Consider the following 20,248-nt stretch of genomic DNA (forward strand, 5'->3'; position numbering starts at 1 on the left):
TTAGTTTCATCTATTATAACAGATTTTGCTCTGTAAAAGGATCTATTAGGAGAATATCATGGGAATCCAGGAAACAAACGGCTCGCCCAAAATCGATCCAAGCTTGGAAGATACATACCTCAACTTTCTGGATTCTATATTCAAAAAACAGAATGAAGATCCACATCGTTATGGCGGAAGACAGGTCGCAGGACAATTCATCCAAGAGTTATTCGATATTCTTTTTGCGGGATTTTTCTCAGATCTAAACTTTAGAGACCAAACCCAGGTAGAAGATAGTATCTCTCGTTTTCTTTTAGATGCAAAGAAGAAGTTACAACCTTATATAGTTGCATCGAACGGCCCTGAAATTAATTGGGTGCTCTCCGAATTCAAAAAAGAATTACCGATCCTTTATGATCTAATCTGGAAAGATGCAATCGCCGCTTATGAAGGAGATCCTGCTGCAGAAAGTGTAAAAGAAGTGATACTTGCCTACTCAGGTTTTTATGCAATCGCAGTTCATAGAGTTGCTCACGTACTACATCGTTTGAAAATTCCGATCTTTCCAAGAATGTTAAGTGAATATGCTCACGAAAAAACAGGTATAGATATACATCCCGGAGCAAAGATAGGAAAATCATTCTTTATGGATCATGGTACCGGCATCGTGATCGGCGGGACTTCAGAAATTGCGGATAATGTTAAAATTTACCAAGGAGTTACTTTAGGAGCCCTCTCTGTCAGCAAAGATCTAGCAAGTATCAAAAGACATCCAACAATTGAAGAAAATACGATTATTTATGCGGGAGCCACAATACTAGGCGGAGATACAGTAATTGGAAGAAATAGTATCATAGGAGGAAATACCTGGCTCACTCAAAGTGTTCCGCCTTATTCAGTTGTGTATCAGAAAAACGAGATCCGAGTCAGAAATTCCAAAGAGCTGGACAATGTGATCGATTTTTCCATCTGAAGAATATTGACTGGCCACTGATTTCAATATCCAATCCTCATAGAGGGCCGGAAGTCCTGCCTGCTTTCAAATCATATAAGGCCCGGATAAGAGCGTCTATATCTTCGCAAGTATTATAAAATGCTAAAGAAGGCCTGACAGTACTTTCCAATCCGAATCTTCTCAAAATAGGCTGAGCGCAGTGATGTCCTGATCTGACAGCAATTCCTTCTTGAGCTAAATATCTTCCTACATCTTCCGTTTTAAAACCGTCTAATACGAAAGATAATACCCCGGCTTTATCCGGTGCAGTTCCGATCATCTTCAAGCCGGGAACTTTTTTTAATTCCTTAGTTCCATATTCCAAAAGAGAATGTTCATATTCTGCGATACGTACCATTCCGAATTTGTTTAGATAATCGATAGCCGCGCCTAAACCTACTGCATCCGCGATATTACCGGTGCCCGCTTCGAAACGGAAAGGAGCCGGTTGATAAACTGTTCTTTCAAAGGTAACATCTTGGATCATATTTCCACCGCCCTGCCATGGAGTCATTTGATCTAAAATTTCCTTCTTACCGAATAAAACTCCGATTCCAGTTGGTGCAAATACCTTATGACCGGAGAACACATAAAAATCGCAATCCAATGCTTGTACATCCACAGGCATATGAGACACTGCTTGCGCACCATCCAATAAAACTTTGGCTCCTTGCTTATGAGCCATTTCGATCATTGTATCCGCAGGTGTAACAGTTCCCAATGCATTTGAAACTTGTGTAAATGCAACTATACGAGTCTTAGGCGTTAATAATCTTTGATACTCACTTAAGATAATCTGTCCTGTTTCGTCTACGGGGATTACTTTTAATTTGGCTCCCTTCTCTGAGCATAACATCTGCCAAGGAACAATATTAGCATGATGTTCCAGCCAAGAGATGAGTATCTCGTCATCTTTTCCTATGTTCTGTCTTCCCCAGGTTTGGGCGACAAGATTGATCGCTTCCGTAGCACCTCTAACAAATACGATCTCCTCGGTCGAAGAAGAATTTAAGAAACCCTTCACCTTCTCCCTTGCAGCTTCATACGCGTCAGTCGCTCTTGCTGCTAGAGTATGCGCTCCCCTATGAATATTGGAATTCTCGTGTTTGTAAAAGTAAGAAAGTCTATCAATTACAGCCTGAGGTTTATGAGTGGTAGCTGCATTATCCAACCAAACTAAATTTCTTCCGTTTACCTTCTCTTCTAGTATTGGAAAATCTTTTCTGGCGTAGCTCAGATCAAAATTCCCGGAAGAAATGTCTACGGAAGGAACCAGGCTTGGACTGAAGGTGAATGGATCAGAAATTTGGATATTCTGTGCTTCGGAATCGAAAGATCTAAATTCATCCAAAAAGGAAAATGCAGAATTTCCGATAGAAGCGGATTCCGGCTGGGAAATAATTCCCTGGCTTTCCATAGGCATCTCGTTTGGGATTTTGGAAGAAGAAAGAACTAATTCGTCTACGTTAGATCCACTTGGCAACGATCCAAAAAGTTTCTTAGACCATTCTGCGATCAAGTTAGGATCCACGGGAGGAGAATCCCTCCAATTCGAAAATTCTCCAGGCAATTCCGGAAAGAAATCACTTGTACTCATAATAATTGCCTACATCCACGTTTTCTAAAACGGCGATCGCATCATCGGTCAGAACAGCAGCAGAGCAATAGAGAGAGATCAAATAAGAACCGATTGCAGAACGATTGATCCCCATAAAACGAACAGAAAGTCCTGGAGTTTGTTCCCCAGGTAAACCTGGTTGGTATAATCCAATCACACCTTGCTTCTTTTCACCCACTCTTAAAAGAAGAATATTGGTTATCCCACCAGGAGCCTTAGGTGCAATCTCTCCTCCTACCAAAAGTTTATCAGTAGGAATGATAGGAAGTCCTCTCCAAGTTAAGAACTGTGCTCCGAAAAGAGATACTGTAGCCGGTGGAACTCCTCTGCGAGTACATTCTCTACCGAAAGCGGCTACTGCCAATGGATGCGCTAAGAAGAAAGAAGGTTCTTTCCAAACTTTAGAAATCAACTCATCCAGATCGTCCGGAGTGGGAGCTCCCTTTCTAGTTTGGATCCGTTGTTTTTTAGGAACATTCTTCAATAAACCATAATCTTCGTTATTGATTAACTCGTTCTCTTGGCGCTCTTTAACACTTTCGATAGTAAGTCTAAGTTGTTCTTGGATCTGATCGTGAGGATTGCTAAATAAGTCAGAAACTCTAGTATGAACATCCAATACTGTGGATATCGCACTCAATGTATATTCTCTAGGTTTTTCCTCATAGTCTACGAAAGTTTCCGGAAGCGGTTGTTCATCTTTCTGTCCGCAAAGAACTTCGACGGAGCTATTGTCTTTCACTCTATTCACTCTCAAGGTTCCGGATTCTAAAGGTTTCCAATCCAATAAACGAACTAACCAACGAGGAGTGATTAAATCATACTGTGCTTGTGTTTTAGTTGTATTTGCAAGTTTGCGAGCTGCGTTATCTCCCAAAGAATGTTGCGGAATGCTATTTTCAGCCATATTAAAAACTCCTGATTAGCTGAATGTTCGATCCTTTACATTTATCTATCGTTTAAAAACGGATAAGAGGATTCAGATGTCGAAATGGTCCTGTTTAATATATTTTAACTTGTTATAAGTATATTAAACAAATTAAATATATGAATATAGATCAAAACATTCGTTCCTGTTGGTATTCGATAAGTAATAAAATTGGGAACTACTTTTTTATTCTTTTTGCAAATGATGAAAGAAATTATCTACGAAGAGATTCTATTTACTTATAGAGTATCTTAAAATACAAGAAAGTGAAGAGTAAAATTCAGCCTGATCCAGGCGCTTCAGCCAAGCAGAAATTCAATATGCTTTATTGACTTAAAATCCAATTTTTGGGTTAGAATAGACAAATAAAACAAAATCCACCTCGGTTATTTCGTAAGAGACAGTCTAACAACAAACTTGGAAACTATAGCTTATGAAACGTTTCATTATATCGAGAGAAGGGGTCGGACTCTCGGCCACAGTGATCCAAAAAAGGGAATTGTACCTTTCCAGAGTAGCGACCGATCTACCCACTTTGGTATTCGTCAAAAAAGGGATCAAAAGCCTAAAACAGAATGGTCTGGAATTGGATATCAAATCAGGAGAAGCTGTCGCGATTGCAGGAAACCAAGCATTCGATGTGATCAATAGACCGGATCATGGAGAATTCGAGGCGGCCTGGATCGCATTCCATCCAAACGTGATCCGAAATTACAAGCCGAACATTCCTGATCTGAAAGATATAGACCCAGCATTCATTTTCCCTAATATAACTTCCGGATTTTCGGATGCGTTCCGTCTCGCAGCCGAATCTATCACCACTGACAAATTAATCTCCGATCAAGTAGCGATCCATAGGGCGACAGAGATATTGATCTGGCTCGGAGAATATGGAAGAAAGTTCAAAGTATCTTCTCCCGAAAATATTTCGATGAAGGTCAGATCTTTCTTGATTGCAAATCCAGCAAGAGACTGGTCCGCCGTGGAAATTGCGAATCTTCTTGAAATGAGTGAGGCTACTTTAAGAAGAAGACTTTCATCCGAACTTTCTTCTTTTTCAGAAATACTGATCGATGTTAGAATGTCATTGGCTCTTGCTCTATTACAGTCAACGGATAGAACCATTGGAGAGATCGCAAGAGAAGCAGGATATGATTCCGCTTCCAGATTTGCGGTCCGATTCCGAGATAGATTCGGACATTCTCCCACAATGCTACGAAGAGAAGCCAATCGTGATCGGAACGGCACAATCCTTGATCGGGTCCGAACATAAGACCACTTTTTTAATAAATTTCGAATGCATAGTTAGACTTCCGGTGTTATTCTGCATCACTAAGAACTCGGAGGTTTTATGAAGAGATTTCTATCGTTTCAAAACGGTATGTTACTTTGTGTTTTATTCTTTGCTGGATCTGCGTTTGCCGGGGACCTAAAGGTCACCAGCTCCGCGCTTAAAGAAGGCGGAACAATCACCAATACTCATGTGTTTTCAGGATTTGGATGTTCCGGAGAAAATAACTCTCCCGACTTACAATGGTCAGGCGTTCCTAAAGAAACTAAATTTTTTGCCGTAACAGCATACGATCCGGATGCTCCCACCGGAAGCGGCTGGTGGCATTGGACTGTAATTAATATTCCAGCAACTGTCACAAGTCTTCCTGCTAAGGCTGGAAATGATAAGGGACCTCTTCCTGCAGGTGCTGTCCAAGGTAGAACTGATTTCGGTAAGCCTGGATACGGCGGTCCTTGCCCTCCTAAAGGAGATAAACCTCATCGTTATATCTTCAAGGTATTTGCTTTAAAGGATAAGATCGATTTGGATGGAGAAGCTTCTGGTGCGTTAGTCGGATTTTATATTAACTCACTAAAACTTGCGGAAGGAAAATTGACCGCGAAATACGGAAGATAATTTTTTCTCCGAAGTCGGGAACTCCCGGCTTCGGATTTTATACACACTAAGGGTTCAAGAAAGCCTTTCAAAAAATCTTGACTATTCTTTATTCAGTTCTTAGTTCTACAGGAACTAACAGCACTTTTATGGTTTTTATTAAATCCAAAAAGTAACGATATCTGCTACCCCAATTGAGGTATAGAATATGGAACGTAATGTTCGTTTTGAAAATATCCTTACATACCGATTTATTATTCCGCTTTTTCTGATAAACATCTTGTCTTGCTCTATAGGCGAAATCCCGAATGAGCTTAAAGCGGAAATCGATAATGACGCTCGAATGACCCAAAACGAAGCTAGACAAGAAATCAAAGCGTCATTATATCAAAAGATAAATTGTCCGAATATAGATAGCTTTCTTATTCCGTTTACTGGCTTAACGATTCTGGCTGGGGAAAAATATTCGGGTTGTTTTCCGTTAGGTGATATTATAGGTCAAGAATGCGCAGGATCCACAGACTATGATTTTCCCAAACGAAATCTTGTAAGACAATGCAAGATACTTATAGAGGCTGCATCTTGCCAAGATTTAGTCACGAAAACTAAATTCTTAGCAATAACTGGAACCTGTCAGGCAGCCCTAGGATGGGATCCCGTAGTGTTGTTCTTTTCTGGGGCATTCTGAAAAATAAAAGAGATCTAAAAAATCATTCCGCGTTCAATAGAGTCAGTGCGATCTCTTTGGAGCAATCGTAAGCCTCTATATCTAATACGAAGTCGTCTCCGGAAGTAATATTAGTTAGGATCTCAGTCCCGCTACTTCTCAGTTCGCCGGTGATTACATGATCTAATTGCATGTATTCAACATTACCGATCCCGAAAGTATACCCGTGTTCGGTAAGTATGATCATTTTGTTCGACTTCTCATTGATGCCGGCAATCCTTCCCTTCATTATTCCTCCCTAATGAAACTAGATAAGAGTGATTAGTAATGTAGACGGAACTTATAAAAAATCCCTACACTATGTCTTACAAATTCAAAAAAATTTGCAAAAAATATTAAGATAAGTGTTAAGAAGCCGACCTAAGGTCATGAGTCTCTTGAGTAATAGATCGACTTTTTTAGTGAATCCTGACTATTATACATTGTAAGTATGTCAGCCTCAGATATTCCCCAAAAGACTTGGCCTTCTCCTGAGATCGTTTCCGATCTTGCGGAAGTTCGTAAACATGCACCTCTAACTCATGTGCTCACAAATATCGTAGTCACAAACTGGACCGCAAATGTGCTTCTGGCAGCCGGAGCCTCTCCTGCTATGGTTATTGCGGAAGAAGAAGTTTCCGAATTTGCTGCGATCGCGAGTGGAATGCTGATTAACGTTGGGACCATCACTAGCTTTGATGCCAAATCAATGAAGTCAGCAGCAATCGCGGCCCAAAAAGCGAGGACTCCTTGGGTTTTAGATCCAGTCGCAGTAGGTGCTCTTAAATTTAGAACCGAAGTCGCAAAAGAACTTTTACAATATAAGCCTACTATCATTCGAGGAAACGCTTCCGAAATATTGGCACTTGCAGGTGCAGTAGGCGGAGGAAAAGGTGTGGATTCGACTGCTTCTTCTTTCGACGCGTTACCTCTTGCTCAGGAGCTTGCGACAAGAAGTGAGGCTGTAGTTGCAGTTAGCGGAGAAGTAGATTATATCACCGACGGTAAAGAGACTATCGCCGTTCCAGGCGGTCATATTTTTATGACCAAAGTTACAGGTGTAGGATGTTCTTTAGGAGCTTTGATTGCGTCCTTCTTAGGCGTTCAAAAAGATCCATTACGTGCTGCAGTATCTGCATCCGCTGTTTTTGCAATTGCAGGTTCGAGAGCCGCGGAAAAGTCCTCAGGCACAGGAAGTTTCGCAGTAACATTTTTAGACGAGCTGACTAATCTCGGGATCTAAAAAGTCCGCGTGGCTTATTGTCTGCTTACGGTAATAATCCTATATCACTCGCCTTTCTAACCAATTCGGCTCTGTTATGTACATTTAGTTTTTTGTATATATTCTTCACGTGATGCTGGACCGTATACTTGCTGACTTTTAGGAATTCAGCTACTCTTCCGATCGTTTTTCCTTTTACCATTTCGTCCAGGATCTGTTTCTCTTTTGGAGTGAGTTTAAATTCTCCTGAATAATCTTTTTGTTTAAAACTGTTTAACACCCGGAAAGCGATAGTAGGAGTGATGATTGCTCCTCCCTTTAAGACGGTATCCACTACATCAGCAATATCCTTTAATTCCGATTTTAAGATATAACCGATCGCACCGTTCTTTAAGGATTCATAAATTAGTTCGTCCGAATTCATATTAGAGAGCATAATTTTGGAGATATCAGGGTCTCTTGCAGAAATTTTTCCGGCAAGTTCTACCCCGTTCATTTCAGCCAACATGATATCTAGAAAAATAATATCTAAGGATCTCCCCTTCTCATCTTCCCAAAAGGATTCCGCAGATTCCCAATGGAATACTCCGCCTATCTCCGGAATAGATTCGAGGGTCTTTAGGATCTGGTCCTTAAAACTTTCGTCGTTCTCTACGATTCCTACTTTGATTTCCGAATTCTTCATGTTAGTATTCACACCTTTATTATTTTACGGAAAAATTTCCGATTGGGATATTTATTTTTATTTTATATATGTTTTCGACTAAAGACATTTCCACTTTTCCACCCAGACCGGAAATCCTATAGATCAGATTTTCCGTACCCCTTCCCGTTTTATGTTTTTTCAGATGATAAGAAGATTCCACATTCATTTCCGTGATCAGGTTCCCATTTTCCAAATAGAAATTCCATTTGGCTACACCTTGCCCGTATTTTAGATCGTTATTCGTGATCTCGTTTACAATACTATAAAGTTCAATGATAGAAGTTTCTTTCTTTTCTTCTTCAAAAAATTGAAGTAGTTCATCTTGGCATTCGAATTCTAAGTCCCTTTCCACATCGGAATATCTTCTGAGTAAGACTAAATTGATACCTGTGATAAAATTTTCGGACAGTAAACCAAGATCTTCTATTTTCAACATCTGTTCTCTCAGGATATGGATGGATTGATTCACTGCCTCGTTGATCTTTTTGAAAATCGGTCTGTCTTCTTGGTTTTGGGACATTAATTCTTCGGATAAAAACTTTAGATCTGTGAGCTTTCCGCCTAAGTGATCATGTAAGTCTATATTGATCCTTTGCCTTACATGATTCACAGCTTCCCTTTTTTCATTCTCTTGGTTTAGGCGACTCTTGTGGCCGTCCGCCAAAGCGAGTAAATTATTAATCCGTAAGATCAATTCCTCAAAATCGAAAGGTTTGAGTAGATAATCGTTCGCACCATTATTCAATGCTGCCATCAGATCCTTGTCCTGATTTTTTGCGGTCAACATCAGGATGGGAAGTTCTAATGTACTAAGCGTCTTACGGATCTCCCTGGCAGTGTCTAAGCCGGACATTTTAGGCATCATTACATCCAAGATAACAACGTCGAACGCCTTATCTTTTTGTAATATTTCCAAGGCCTCCATTCCACTTTTTGCAGTGACTGAGGAAATATTTCGTAAGGAAAGATAGTTTTGTATTACCTGTAAGTTCACAGGCTCGTCGTCTACCACCAAGATCCTGGCAGTCTTCTCCGAATCGGAAGATCCATTTTGAAGAGTAACAGTAGCGCCCGGGTGATTTCCTTCTTTATAATTTTTTAATTCTTTTCCGTCGGATTTCGGGATTTTTCCGGATACTAACGGAATGGTAAAATAAAAACGAGAACCCGAGCCTGGACTGGATTCAACTCCAATTTCCCCTCCATGTAACGCAACCAATGCTCTGCTGATTGAAAGCCCGAGACCTGCACCGGAACTATTTTTAGAATCCCCTCTATCCACCTGTTCAAAAAATTCGAATACTTTCTGATGTTCCGTAGGATCGATCCCGATCCCGGTATCTTTTACACTGATCTCTGCAATTCCAAGTGCCTTGATCCGAGCGCTGACTACGATCTCTCCCTTTTCCGTAAATTTAATCGCGTTACTCACTAAGTTTTGAAGGATCTGTTGTAATCTATTCTCATCCGCGAGTAAATCCGGAAACTCGGGTAAGATCGCGTTCACTAATTTGATCTTAGTCTCGTCAATAGAGATCCTATTTAATTCCAGAGTGAAATTCACCGCTTGGTATAGATCCACGGATCTTAAATTTAGAGTTAAGTCCTTATGTTTTAATTTAGAAAAATCTATAATATCGTTCACTAAACTGGACAGTCTTTGTCCGCTAGTGACTATCATTCCCAATTGTCTTTCCACCGATTGGGATAACGGACCGCCCACTCCTCTTTTCAAAGAATCGGCAATACCGATGATCCCTTGTAATGGAGTCCTCAATTCATGAGATGTATTTGCTAAAAACTCATCCTTCAATTTGTCCAATGAAATCAATCTTTGGTTGGATTCCTGTAGATCATGAGCTAATTTTTCGGAAAGTTTATAGGCGCTTGTAAATCTTTGCGAGACCATAAACGCCTGGGCCACGAAGAAGGAAGCCACTCCATAAGAAGAGAAGTATGCAGTATTTATAATCATATTTGCATATAGTATATCATTTGTTACTACAGCAAAAAACAGAAGAAAGAAGAATAAGCCTACATCGGCTCCTAACTTCTTATTTCGCATCGCTTTCCAAAAAACGTATACGAGGTAAACGCAAGCAATGGAAACTGTAATTCCAAAAATAGAAACTGTTTTGGAATAGATGACCAAGGGAAAGAATAACACGACAAAAGAAAGTCCGATAACAATACTAGTTAAAAATCGAATAACTTTTTTGTTTATCTCATCCGGATATAAGGTCCGAATAAATAAAGGAAAGAATATCGCGATCAAAAAGCTGGATATTAATTCTAATCTATAACCCCATTCAAAATCGAAATTCGGCAAAATAGAATATAATATTCTTTCACCAGTGATCAAAATACGAATGGTAGAACAGATCGTTAGAATTCCATAATAAAGCGTGGAAGTTTCCCTTCTTAGGAATGCGAATAAGCTCAGGTGGTATAAACCTAAAACAAAAAGTCCTCCGCCTACGAACAGATCCAATCTTACATTACTTTGGCGTATGGAAACCAGATCCTTTCTTTTTCCAATAAAGATCTTTGCCCATGGACCTCCTTTAAAATGGGAAAAATTAGAGATCTCTATCGCAATTTCGTTCTCTATTCCTAAGTCGAATATTTCACTCACTCCGGGTCTGTATAAGGGCTCACTTGTCTCGGGAGTTTTGCCAACTACCCCGCTTGAGATTACTTTCTTTCCATTTACATAAAGTGTATATGATGTGGAAGCTTCCAACATCTTGATTGCCATTTCCGTTTCCGGTTTTTCCAAACGAACAAGTATCTTATAAGTTGCATATCCGAAACCGGGATACTTTTGGTCCTTGTATTCGTTCCAAACATTCGGAACATCTCCGAATTTGATTTGCTCTTTTGATTTTTGAGTCGGATCCAAATCCGACTTCAATGGATTTTTGATCTCCGAAAATAATTGGGACCAATAAAATGCCCAATCACCTTCTATACTGAGGGGCTCTTCTTTTCCGAAGTCCCAATGATTTCTTAGGTCTAATATTCCATTTTCAACTTTCGGTTTTTTCTTTGAAAAAAATCCGGACTCACATCCCAAACTGAAGAATAAGATCGAGATCAGCAAAACTCCTTGGATTTTTTGAGAGAAAACGGAAACCATCTGCACTGATTCTTCAGACTATTCCGGATTTATAAACCTTTTTAATGTTTCTACAGAGTAGTCAGTAAAGAAATAGAAGAAGTAAGATTCTCCCTTATTCTAGGGATTTCTTCGATCCAGCTGACCTTCTTCCCATCGTCCACTAATCGAGCTTCAAAGGTATAGATCTTTGGAGATATTTTTCTACAGGGCAAAAACTAGGAAATATCAATACATTCTCTAAAATTTTGTCCCTTGACTTCTACTAGGTTAAAATAAGAAAACTATTCCGATATGGATTTACATTTTGTTTCCCCGAAAGATGCGGTTTCAGAGATCAAAAACGACCAGAGAGTTTTCATTCACAGTGTATTCGCTTCTCCTAAACTTTTAGTGGAAGCATTAAGCGCCAGGGCATCCGAACTACAAAATATTGAGATGGTCCATATCCATACGGAAGGAGAAGCTCCGTATGCACAAAATGGAATGGAACCTTCCTTTCATACAAACGCTCTGTTCGTGGGCGCAAACATGAGAGAAGCAGTGAAAGAAGGAAGAGCGGATTATCTTCCTGTTTTTTTAAGCGAATGCCCTTCTCTATTCAGAAAAAAAATACTCCCCTTGGATGTGGCACTGATCAGTGTTTCTCCTCCTGACAAACACGGCTTCTGTTCTTTGGGTGTTTCCGTGGATATTTGCAAAGCAGCGGTGGATTCAGCAAATATGGTAATCGCTCAGGTAAATCGTTTTATGCCAAGGACCCACGGAGATGGGATCATTCATATAAACAAAATCCATAAATTAGTAGAAGGTAATATTCCGTTATTAGAAGCAAAACATACTCAACCCGACCCAGTTGAGGCCAAGATAGGAGAATATATAGCGGGTCTTGTAGAAGACGGGGCTACTTTACAAATGGGGATCGGAGCCATTCCTGATGCAGTTCTCTCTTGTTTACAAAATCATAAAGATCTAGGAATTCATACGGAAATGTTTTCAGACGGTGTAATTCCTTTGGTCGAAAAAGGGATTATCACGGGTAAAAACAAAAAGATCCATCCCGGAAAAATAGTAACGGGATTCGTTATGGGAACCAGAAAACTTTACGATTTCGTGGATGATAATCCGGAAGTTGTATTTTTAGATATAGGTTATATCAACGATACTTCAAACATCCGTAAAAATCCTAAAGTAACTGCGATCAATTCAGCGATCGAAGTGGATCTGACCGGCCAAGTATGTGCGGATTCAATCGGGACCAGACAATATTCAGGAGTGGGAGGACAAATGGATTTTATCCGAGGAGCTTCTCTTTCCGAAGGAGGAAAACCGATCATTGCGCTTCCTTCCGTTACTTCTCACGGAAAATCCAGGATAGCTCCGATCCTACAACCTGGAGCAAGTGTAACCACCACCAGAGCAAATGTTCATTATATAATCACAGAATACGGTATTGCAGATCTTTACGGTAAAAATCTGAAACAAAGAGCTAAACTCCTTACGCAAATCGCTCACCCGAATCACAGAGAATCCCTGGAAAGAGAAGCTTTCGAAAGATTCAAAGGATTTTAATTCTCAAAATCGAAAATTTAGGCACATTCTTTCGTACATTAGAATTTCATTAAACACTAATTTATTGACAGCCTAGTTCATATCATAACAATCCTGTTGACAATTATCAAGACCGTTTTGAAGGAAGAAGAAGTCGGATTCCTTGCGTTTCGACATTCCCATCTAAATGTGGAATTATCCTTCACGGAAAATACCGGAGAGATCAAGAATGAGTTCTTCAGAACAAAAATATAACGATACGATCGTCAAAGGATTTTTGATATCGGGATTGGTTTGGGGTGTGGCTTCCATGCTTGTAGGAGTATGGATCGCTTTCCAAATGGTATATCCTGAATTAAATTTCGGACCCTACTTCACTTTCGGCAGGCTGAGACCTTTACATACGAATGCGGCAATTTTCGGTTTCGCATTGAGTATTATATTCGCGACAGCTTATCATACGGTGCAAAGACTTTGTAGAGTAAAGATTTGGAGCGACAAGCTTTCGTATTTACACTTATTTCTATACAACCTTACGATAGCAGCAGCAGCCATCACTTTACCTTTAGGCTTAAGCCAATCCAAGGAATATGCTGAATTGGAATGGCCTTTGGACCTAATGATCGTGATCTGGTTTGTGATATTCCTAATCAACTATTTTGCGACGATCTTTACGCGTGAAGAAAAGCAACTATACTCCGCGATCTGGTTCTATATCGCGTCTTGGGTCACTATCCCGATCCTATTTATAGTTAATAACCTTTCCATTCCGGTAAGTTGGTTCAAATCATATTCGGTCTACTCCGGTGTGTATGACGCAAACATCCAATGGTGGTACGGACACAACGCGGTAGCCTTCGTTCTCACTACTCCTTTCTTGGGATTAATGTATTACTATCTTCCCAAACACATCAAACAACCAATCTACAGTCATAGACTCTCCATCATTCACTTCTGGAGTTTGATCTTTCTGTATATTTGGGCAGGTCCTCACCATCTACTTTATTCTCCACTTCCTGATTGGTTACAAACCACAGGTATGGTATTCAGTATCATGTTATGGATGCCTTCTTGGGGTGGTATGTTGAACGGATTTTTGACCCTAACTCAGGCGAAACAAAAGATCAAAACCGACGCTACTTTAAAGATGCTCTTAGTAGGACTAACATTCTACGGTATGTCCACGTTCGAAGGTCCTCTTCTTTCCATTAGAGCTGTCAGCGGTTTAGGTCATAACACTGACTGGATCATTGGACACGTTCACGGCGGAACCTTAGGTTGGGTGGGAATGATGTCGTTCGCGGTCATCTATTACTTAGTACCTAGATTATGGAATACGAATCTATTCTCTGAGAAACTTGCTAACACTCACTTCTGGGTAGCGACGCTTGGGATCTTATTGTATATCGTATCCATGTGGGTATCAGGTATCAGCGAAGGCTCAATGTGGAGAGCGATAGACGAAACAGGCGCCCTAAAATTCCCGAACTGGGTGCAGATCACTGAAACTCTGAAACCTTATAGATTATTCCGAGGTATCGGAGGTGGTCTATATTTGATCGGACTGCTTATCATGATCTATAATGTTGTCCGCACTATCTTGAACGCCGGCTCCGGGTTCAAGGAAATCGATCTAAGGATCGGATCAAAAGAGGAGAAAGTTGTATGAATTGGTTCGACAAATTATTGGATTGGTTCTCCGGTTTTACCGATCAGTGGGAAAAACACGCAGTCAAATTCACTCTTTATACCACGATCGCGATCTTGGCTGGGGGATTATTCGAACTGGTCCCTCCATTCTTTCTTACGAAAACGGCGGAGCCTATCCAGAACGTAAAGCCGTATAACGCATTGGAATTAGCGGGAAGAGACGTTTATCAGAAGGAAGGATGTAATAACTGTCACACTCAGATGATACGTCCATTCAAATGGGAAGTAGATCGTTTCGACCCGGGACATTCTTACGGAAAAGATGGATATTCTAAAGCGGGAGAATATGTTTACGACCACCCTTTCTTATGGGGATCCAAAAGAACAGGACCGGATCTAGCTCATGAATCCCAGATCCAACCTTCTGCAGAATGGCATAAGACACATTTGATCAATCCGAGAGATACAGCGAAAGGATCCATTATGCCTGCTTATCCTTGGTTATTCGAAGAATCTTCTATCATAGATGCTTCTAAGATCGCGGACCATATGAGAGGACTCCGAAAAGTTGGAGTTCCTTATACTGAAGAAGATATCGCTTCCGCCAACACTTTGTTGGCTGGCAAAACGGCGGGTGACGCGCTTATCGCGTATCTGCTTAAATTGGGAAGAGATACCGCCGAATTGTCCAAAAGTTTACAGTGAGGTAAAATATGGATCTCGACACATTACAAATTTATAAATCACTAAGGCTTCCTGTCCTGGTAATTTCAATATTTACGATCATACTATACGTATATAGAAGTTCCAGAAAGGAAAGAATGGAAAAACCTAAATTCAGAATGTTGGAGGAGGATTAATATGAGCGATCCAAACAAGGAATTCGACGGGATCAGACAGTCCGACAATCCTCTTCCTGAATGGTGGAAATGGGTATTCTTAGGATGTATCCTTTTTGCCGGGTTTTATGCGGTATACTTTCACGTTTTTTCCGATTGGGGAACAAACGAGTATTACGCTTCCCAAGTACAGGAATATGAGAAAGAATTTCCAAATCGTAACGTTGCAGTTGAATCAAAAGACGGATCCAATCCGTTTAGAGGAAATCAAGACGCAATCAATGCGGGACAAAAAACATTCCAAACGTATTGTGTTGCTTGCCACGGACCGACTGGAGAAGGTTTAGTCGGCCCAAATCTAATGGATAAAGAATGGCTACACGGAAACACGGATGTAGAACTTTATGAAACCGTTATGAAGGGAATTTCAGTAGAAAGAGCTAAACTAGGCAGAGGACCAATGCCTGCACATGAGAACTCATTAGGTTCCGAAAAAGTTTACCAAGTGCTTGCATGGTTGGCCTCGAAAAATCCGGAGCTAAAATCTTCCAAATAAGTTTAAACCGTCTCAGAGGATCATAAGGAGGGGCAAAATGATCATTTCAAGACCAATGCAGGGAAAGATAAGGACCGCAAGAAATTACGTCCAGGTATTCTTGGTTCTTCTCTTTTTTATAACGCCTTGGATTCGCTGGGACGGATTTCAAGTTATCCGATTGGATATACCGGATAGAAAGTTTTTTCTATTCGGTCATATTTTTATTCCTCAAGAAGGATACTTTCTTCATTTATTTCTGATCGCAGCGGGACTTTGTCTTTTCTTCTTCACCACCCTGATCGGTAGAGTTTGGTGTGGATGGGCCTGCCCTCAAACAATCTATTCGGATATTTTCGATTGGATAGGAAGAAAGATCCAAGATACCAAGTACGGAAAGAAAGATTCGAATCCGGCTTTAGTTGTTTTAACACATATCGCTTGGATCCTAGTCAGTTTTGCCGCGTCTTTTGCCTGGATCTCTTATTTTGCGGATCCATACCAAATGATCTCTTATTTCAAAAATCCTAATTCAGGTTTTCCAACTTGGTCCCTATTTCTAGGATTTTTCACTTTCGCGATGTATGCGGATATCGCATTTATCCGAGAACAATTTTGTAAATACGGCTGTCCTTACGCGCGTTTCCAAACAGTGATGATGGACAATCATTCAGTCAATATTACTTACGATTATGTAAGAGGAGAGCCAAGAAGAAAGGGCACTACTAAAATTGGCGACTGTACCGCATGTAATATGTGCCTTGTAGTATGTCCTACTGGGATAGATATCAGAGAAGGAGCCAATCCTTGGTGTATCGCCTGCGGAAAATGTTCCGATGCATGCACAAAACAAATGGCTAAGGAAAATAAGAAAACCCTAATAGGATATTGGTCGGAAAACCAAATCTCCGAAAAAGGATCCGTTATTCGTTGGATCCGTCCAAGAACTATCATTTATGCATTTTTCTTAATACTTACAATTTCCTCCATCGGGATCTTATTATCCAAACGAGTTCCACTCTATTTATCCGTTCTTCCAGATAGAAATATACAACCTATGATGGTACAAAACGGGGTTGTTCGGAACTTCTACGAAGTACAAATGCAAAATTTGACTTCCAAAGATAGAACTCTAAAATTCGAAATAGAAAACTCGGATTTGCAGGGAGAAAGAAGAATACTCGTAGGTGGAACGGAAGAAGCCGTAGTAGAACTAAAAGGCAACTCGGAAGAAAGATACAGGCTATTTATAGAACTGAAAATAGCAGACCAAGACGCCAAAAGAAGAAGTCATGATATCAAGCTGAAAGTGATAGACATTCAGGATTTTGAATATTCTAAATCTGAAACAGTTCCATTCCTACTTCCGGTATCTATCTCCGGATGGCAAATACAAAATGATGAGAGGATAGTCCATGGACGTTAGTTTAAAAAGAGCTTTTTGGGTGATCAAGATCGCGTTTCTGGCGTTGTTCGTAGCTACATTCTTCACTGTGAAACTTGCATTAGCCGGACATACTCCTACTATCGATTCAAATTATTACGAAAAAGGGCTCAAATACGAACAGTCCATCCTCTCTCAAAGAAAAATGATAGAGGCCGGTTACGGATTCCAGGCTAATTGGATCCAAAATCCGAGCGCCCTCCACTCCGGAAAACAAGAACTTGAGTTGGAATTCCAACATGGGCAACAAAAGATCAAGGATGCTCAAATCCAAGTCCAATTGGATAAAACCGCTACTGAAAAATTCAATGAGATTATCACTTTAAAGGAAACTTCTCCGGGGAAATACAAAGGAATGTTATCCATTCCATTTCCGGGAGAATGGAGAATTTCCATTTCAGCCAAAATTCCGGAAGGCACCTTGGAGAAGACCGTATCGGTTAAGGTAACCAATTGAAAGTATTAGAAAACAAAACATTATGTTTTCATTGTAATACTGAAATAGACGGGGTTTCCATACGTAGAACGGAAAAAGGATTAGAGAGAGAATATTGCTGTAATGGATGTGCGGAGATTTCCCATCTATTACTCGAAAGCGGACTCGATCAATTCTACCAGATCAGAGGGACCCAGTCCTTAGAACCGATTGATAAAGAAGTCCAAAAATTTTCTCCGGAAGAATTGGACAATGAATCCGTATATTCCGAATATTTAGAAAAGAAGAATGGTCCGGATTCAAACGTATATATCACGGTTACAAACCTGCATTGTTCCGCTTGTGTATGGTTGATTGAAACTGTTCTTACAAAAACGGAAGGGATCCAAGAAGCGAGGATCAATTTCGGAACCGGAAGACTCAAAGTAGGATTCGATCTTTCTAAGATCGCACTCGGAAAAATTATCAAAACAATCGAAAGTTTGGGATACAAAGCCAAACTTTATTCTCCACTAAAAGCGGAATCTAAAGTTGAAAAGCCCTTCCAAGAACTGAGCATTCGGATGATAGTGGCCGGCTTCTGCTGGGGAAATATCATGTTATTCTCCGCAAGCCTATATGCGGGATACTTCGAAGGAATGGAATTCAATATTAAGAATCTATTCCATTATATTTCCTGGATATTTGCTACTCCTGTATATTTCTACTCAGGCTATCCGTTCTGGAAAGGAGCTTACGAATCCTGGAAAAGAAAACTCCTTGGGATGGATACATTATTATTCGCAGGTGTAAGTCTCGCCTACTTCTATAGTATCTACGTAACCATTTCAGGAAAAGGAGAAGTTTACTTCGACTCGGTCTGCACTATTTATTTCTTTATTTTACTTGGAAAATACTTCGAGGCGATGATCCGTTACAAGGCGGGAGCAAAAATAGGAGAATTACTCTCTCTCCTTCCAGAAGAATACGAAGTTTCCAAAAAAGGGATTTGGTCTAAACATTCCGCTTCTTCTATTGAAAGAGGAGATATAGTCAGATTGTCTTTAGGAAGTAAAGCGCCTGTAGACGGGATCTTAGAATCCGAGACAGCATTTTTCGACGAATCCGTTTTGACTGGAGAAAGTAAGCCGATCAGAAAATCCTCGGGAGCGGAGATCAAAGCGGGTTCCGTTTCGCTTTCCACCGATGTAAAATTCCAAGCGAAAGGCAATGCAAACGAAAGTTCTCTCGCACAGATCGGCAGAATATTAGAAGATTCTTTATTAACAAAACCGAAAATCCAAAGAAGCACGGATAAACTGGCCGCAATATTCATAAAGGTTGTTCTATTCGTTGCGATCGGAACATTTATCTACTGGTTTAAATTCCATTCCACTGAAGATGCAATCTTAAATACGATCAGTGTATTGATAGTTGCCTGCCCTTGCGCGTTAGGATTGAGCGTTCCAGCAGCGCTTGTGATCAGCCACCTTCTTCAATCCAAAGAAGGTGCACTCGTTAAAAATCCTGAGTCTGTAGAAATTTTAGCAAAAGCAAATCGGATCTTCTTCGATAAAACCGGCACCTTGACTACGGGCAAACTGGAACTAAATGCGGAGAAATATTTCGCATTGGAAGAAAATCGTTCTAAGTATAGAGAAATCGCAATTCGATTAGAATCCAATTCTTCCCATCCGATCGCAAAATCGATCATTGAGGCGTTCGCAAGCGATACACCGCAGTTCTCTGAGCATATTCCTGGCGATGATTTTACAGAAAATCTCACAGGTTGGAACTCCTACAAAGAAATTCCAGGGGAAGGAATGGAGGCCAAATTCCAAGACAAGGTATATCGCATAGGAAAGAAAAATTTTGCCTGGGAAAATAAACCCGAAAACGACGGATGGGTGCATCTTTCCGAAAACGGTATTCCATTAGTCGCCTGGGAATTTAGGGATAAAGCAAGACCAGAAGCAAAGGACTCAATCCAAGAATTAAAACCATTCATTTCTAACATGGAAATATTATCGGGTGATATTACATCCAAAGTGGAAACGCTCTCCAAAGAACTCGGGATCCAAAACTTTAAAGCAAATCTAACTCCGATCCAAAAGAAAGAGAGGATCTTAGAGGCTCAGTCTTCCGGAGAAGTAGTCCTCATGGTAGGAGACGGGATCAACGATTCTGCATGTATTGCGCAGGCGGATCTCGGTATTTCTATGGGAATGGGTTCGGATCTTTCCTTGGATAAATCCGATATTATTCTCGTAAAAGATAAATTGGACTCTCTTCCAAAATCGATATTGATCGCCAGAAAAACAAGAAGAGTCATTCTTCAAAATATCTGTCTTTCATTAGTTTATAATTCCATAATGATCCCATTGGCAGCAAGCGGATTAATGCTTCCTGTGATCTGTGCGGGTTTTATGACATTGAGCTCCTTGACAGTAGTATTAAATTCCATTTCTTTAAAACATAGGGTATTTACATGAACGCTTTGTATCTGACTATTCCGATCGCACTCGTGATCTCCTTCGGAGCATTTTACGTATTCCTACTCAATTTCAAGTCGGGCCAATACGAAGACATCGAAGGCCCGAAATACAGGATGTTATTTGAAGAAGATAAACAGGAAAAATCGAATTAGGAATT

At 40.3% G+C, this 20,248-nt stretch carries 19 protein-coding genes; 14 read left to right on the top strand and 5 right to left on the bottom strand.

Annotated features, from left to right (window positions below):
* The first annotated feature begins 58 nt into the window (after positions 1-58).
* Positions 59-955 carry a serine O-acetyltransferase EpsC gene (gene epsC / locus CH352_RS07255; protein ID WP_100706147.1) on the top strand — a complete coding sequence of 299 codons (897 nt, stop codon included), beginning with the start codon at positions 59-61 and terminating at the stop codon, positions 953-955.
* 37 nt (positions 956-992) lie between these two features.
* On the opposite strand, the gene CH352_RS07260 is transcribed toward epsC, so the two are convergent.
* Together CH352_RS07260 and CH352_RS07265 are read right to left on the bottom strand one after the other, a co-directional pair.
* Entirely contained in the window at positions 993-2,573 is a 1,581-nt protein-coding gene (locus tag CH352_RS07260) for a family 2A encapsulin nanocompartment cargo protein cysteine desulfurase (RefSeq protein ID WP_100706148.1), read from the bottom strand.
* Positions 2,560-3,501: a family 2A encapsulin nanocompartment shell protein gene (locus CH352_RS07265; protein WP_100706149.1), complete on the bottom strand. Its 942-nt coding sequence runs from the start codon at positions 3,499-3,501 to the stop codon at positions 2,560-2,562. The genes CH352_RS07260 and CH352_RS07265 overlap by 14 nt, the downstream gene beginning before the upstream one ends.
* Positions 3,502-3,955: 454 nt before the next feature.
* On the opposite strand from CH352_RS07265, the gene CH352_RS07270 reads away from it, so the two are divergent.
* The 3 genes from CH352_RS07270 (at position 3,956) to CH352_RS07280 (ending at position 6,098) form a co-directional block, all read left to right on the top strand.
* Positions 3,956-4,795: a helix-turn-helix transcriptional regulator gene (locus CH352_RS07270; RefSeq protein WP_100706150.1), complete on the top strand. Its 840-nt coding sequence runs from the start codon at positions 3,956-3,958 to the stop codon at positions 4,793-4,795.
* A gap of 78 nt (positions 4,796-4,873) precedes the next feature.
* A complete protein-coding gene (locus CH352_RS07275) occupies positions 4,874-5,431 on the top strand; it encodes a YbhB/YbcL family Raf kinase inhibitor-like protein (RefSeq protein WP_100706151.1) in 558 nt (185 codons plus the stop codon).
* Between the two features lie 187 nt (positions 5,432-5,618).
* Entirely contained in the window at positions 5,619-6,098 is a 480-nt protein-coding gene (locus CH352_RS07280; RefSeq protein WP_100706152.1) for a hypothetical protein, read from the top strand.
* A gap of 22 nt (positions 6,099-6,120) precedes the next feature.
* Here the strand turns inward: CH352_RS07280 and CH352_RS07285 are convergent, their stop codons facing one another.
* Positions 6,121-6,366, bottom strand: a complete 246-nt coding sequence (locus tag CH352_RS07285; RefSeq protein WP_100706153.1) for a hypothetical protein — start codon at positions 6,364-6,366, stop codon at positions 6,121-6,123.
* Between the two features lie 201 nt (positions 6,367-6,567).
* Between CH352_RS07285 and thiM the strand changes: the two genes are divergently transcribed.
* The gene (gene thiM, locus CH352_RS07290; RefSeq protein ID WP_100706154.1) at positions 6,568-7,359 is read left to right on the top strand and encodes a hydroxyethylthiazole kinase; all 792 of its coding nucleotides are present in this window, start codon (positions 6,568-6,570) and stop codon (positions 7,357-7,359) included.
* Positions 7,360-7,384: 25 nt separating this feature from the next.
* On the opposite strand, the gene CH352_RS07295 is transcribed toward thiM, so the two are convergent.
* Together CH352_RS07295 and CH352_RS07300 are read right to left on the bottom strand one after the other, a co-directional pair.
* A complete protein-coding gene (locus CH352_RS07295) occupies positions 7,385-8,023 on the bottom strand; it encodes a LuxR C-terminal-related transcriptional regulator (RefSeq protein ID WP_100706260.1) in 639 nt (212 codons plus the stop codon).
* Between the two features lie 19 nt (positions 8,024-8,042).
* A complete protein-coding gene (locus CH352_RS07300; RefSeq protein WP_100706155.1) occupies positions 8,043-11,183 on the bottom strand; it encodes an ATP-binding protein in 3,141 nt (1,046 codons plus the stop codon).
* 273 nt (positions 11,184-11,456) lie between these two features.
* Here CH352_RS07300 and CH352_RS07305 point away from each other — a divergent pair, with 273 nt between their 5' ends.
* The 9 genes from CH352_RS07305 (at position 11,457) to ccoS (ending at position 20,243) form a co-directional block, all read left to right on the top strand.
* The gene (locus tag CH352_RS07305) at positions 11,457-12,734 is read left to right on the top strand and encodes an acetyl-CoA hydrolase/transferase family protein (protein ID WP_100706156.1); all 1,278 of its coding nucleotides are present in this window, start codon (positions 11,457-11,459) and stop codon (positions 12,732-12,734) included.
* A gap of 208 nt (positions 12,735-12,942) precedes the next feature.
* Positions 12,943-14,382 (top strand): cytochrome-c oxidase, cbb3-type subunit I, encoded by a 1,440-nt coding sequence (ccoN, locus tag CH352_RS07310; protein WP_100706157.1) that lies wholly within the window; start codon positions 12,943-12,945, stop codon positions 14,380-14,382.
* On the top strand, positions 14,379-15,068 hold the full coding sequence (gene ccoO, locus CH352_RS07315; RefSeq protein ID WP_100706158.1) for a cytochrome-c oxidase, cbb3-type subunit II: 690 nt from the start codon (positions 14,379-14,381) through the stop codon (positions 15,066-15,068). Before ccoN ends, ccoO begins: the two co-directional genes overlap by 4 nt.
* An 8-nt stretch (positions 15,069-15,076) precedes the next feature.
* Positions 15,077-15,223, top strand: coding sequence for a cbb3-type cytochrome c oxidase subunit 3 (locus CH352_RS07320; RefSeq protein ID WP_100706159.1), 147 nt, complete (start codon positions 15,077-15,079; stop codon positions 15,221-15,223).
* Position 15,224: 1 nt separating this feature from the next.
* The gene (locus tag CH352_RS07325; RefSeq protein ID WP_100706160.1) at positions 15,225-15,758 is read left to right on the top strand and encodes a cbb3-type cytochrome c oxidase N-terminal domain-containing protein; all 534 of its coding nucleotides are present in this window, start codon (positions 15,225-15,227) and stop codon (positions 15,756-15,758) included.
* A gap of 37 nt (positions 15,759-15,795) precedes the next feature.
* Entirely contained in the window at positions 15,796-17,163 is a 1,368-nt protein-coding gene (gene ccoG, locus CH352_RS07330; RefSeq protein ID WP_100706161.1) for a cytochrome c oxidase accessory protein CcoG, read from the top strand.
* Positions 17,153-17,638 (top strand): FixH family protein, encoded by a 486-nt coding sequence (locus CH352_RS07335; protein ID WP_100706162.1) that lies wholly within the window; start codon positions 17,153-17,155, stop codon positions 17,636-17,638. Before ccoG ends, CH352_RS07335 begins: the two co-directional genes overlap by 11 nt.
* Positions 17,635-20,088 carry a heavy metal translocating P-type ATPase gene (locus tag CH352_RS07340; protein ID WP_100706163.1) on the top strand — a complete coding sequence of 818 codons (2,454 nt, stop codon included), beginning with the start codon at positions 17,635-17,637 and terminating at the stop codon, positions 20,086-20,088. Before CH352_RS07335 ends, CH352_RS07340 begins: the two co-directional genes overlap by 4 nt.
* Positions 20,085-20,243 carry a cbb3-type cytochrome oxidase assembly protein CcoS gene (gene ccoS / locus CH352_RS07345; RefSeq protein WP_008591697.1) on the top strand — a complete coding sequence of 53 codons (159 nt, stop codon included), beginning with the start codon at positions 20,085-20,087 and terminating at the stop codon, positions 20,241-20,243. The genes CH352_RS07340 and ccoS overlap by 4 nt, the downstream gene beginning before the upstream one ends.
* The last annotated feature ends 5 nt before the right edge of the window (positions 20,244-20,248 follow it).

This window comes from Leptospira hartskeerlii, assembly GCF_002811475.1.
Classification (GTDB): Bacteria; Spirochaetota; Leptospiria; order Leptospirales; family Leptospiraceae; genus Leptospira_B; species Leptospira_B hartskeerlii.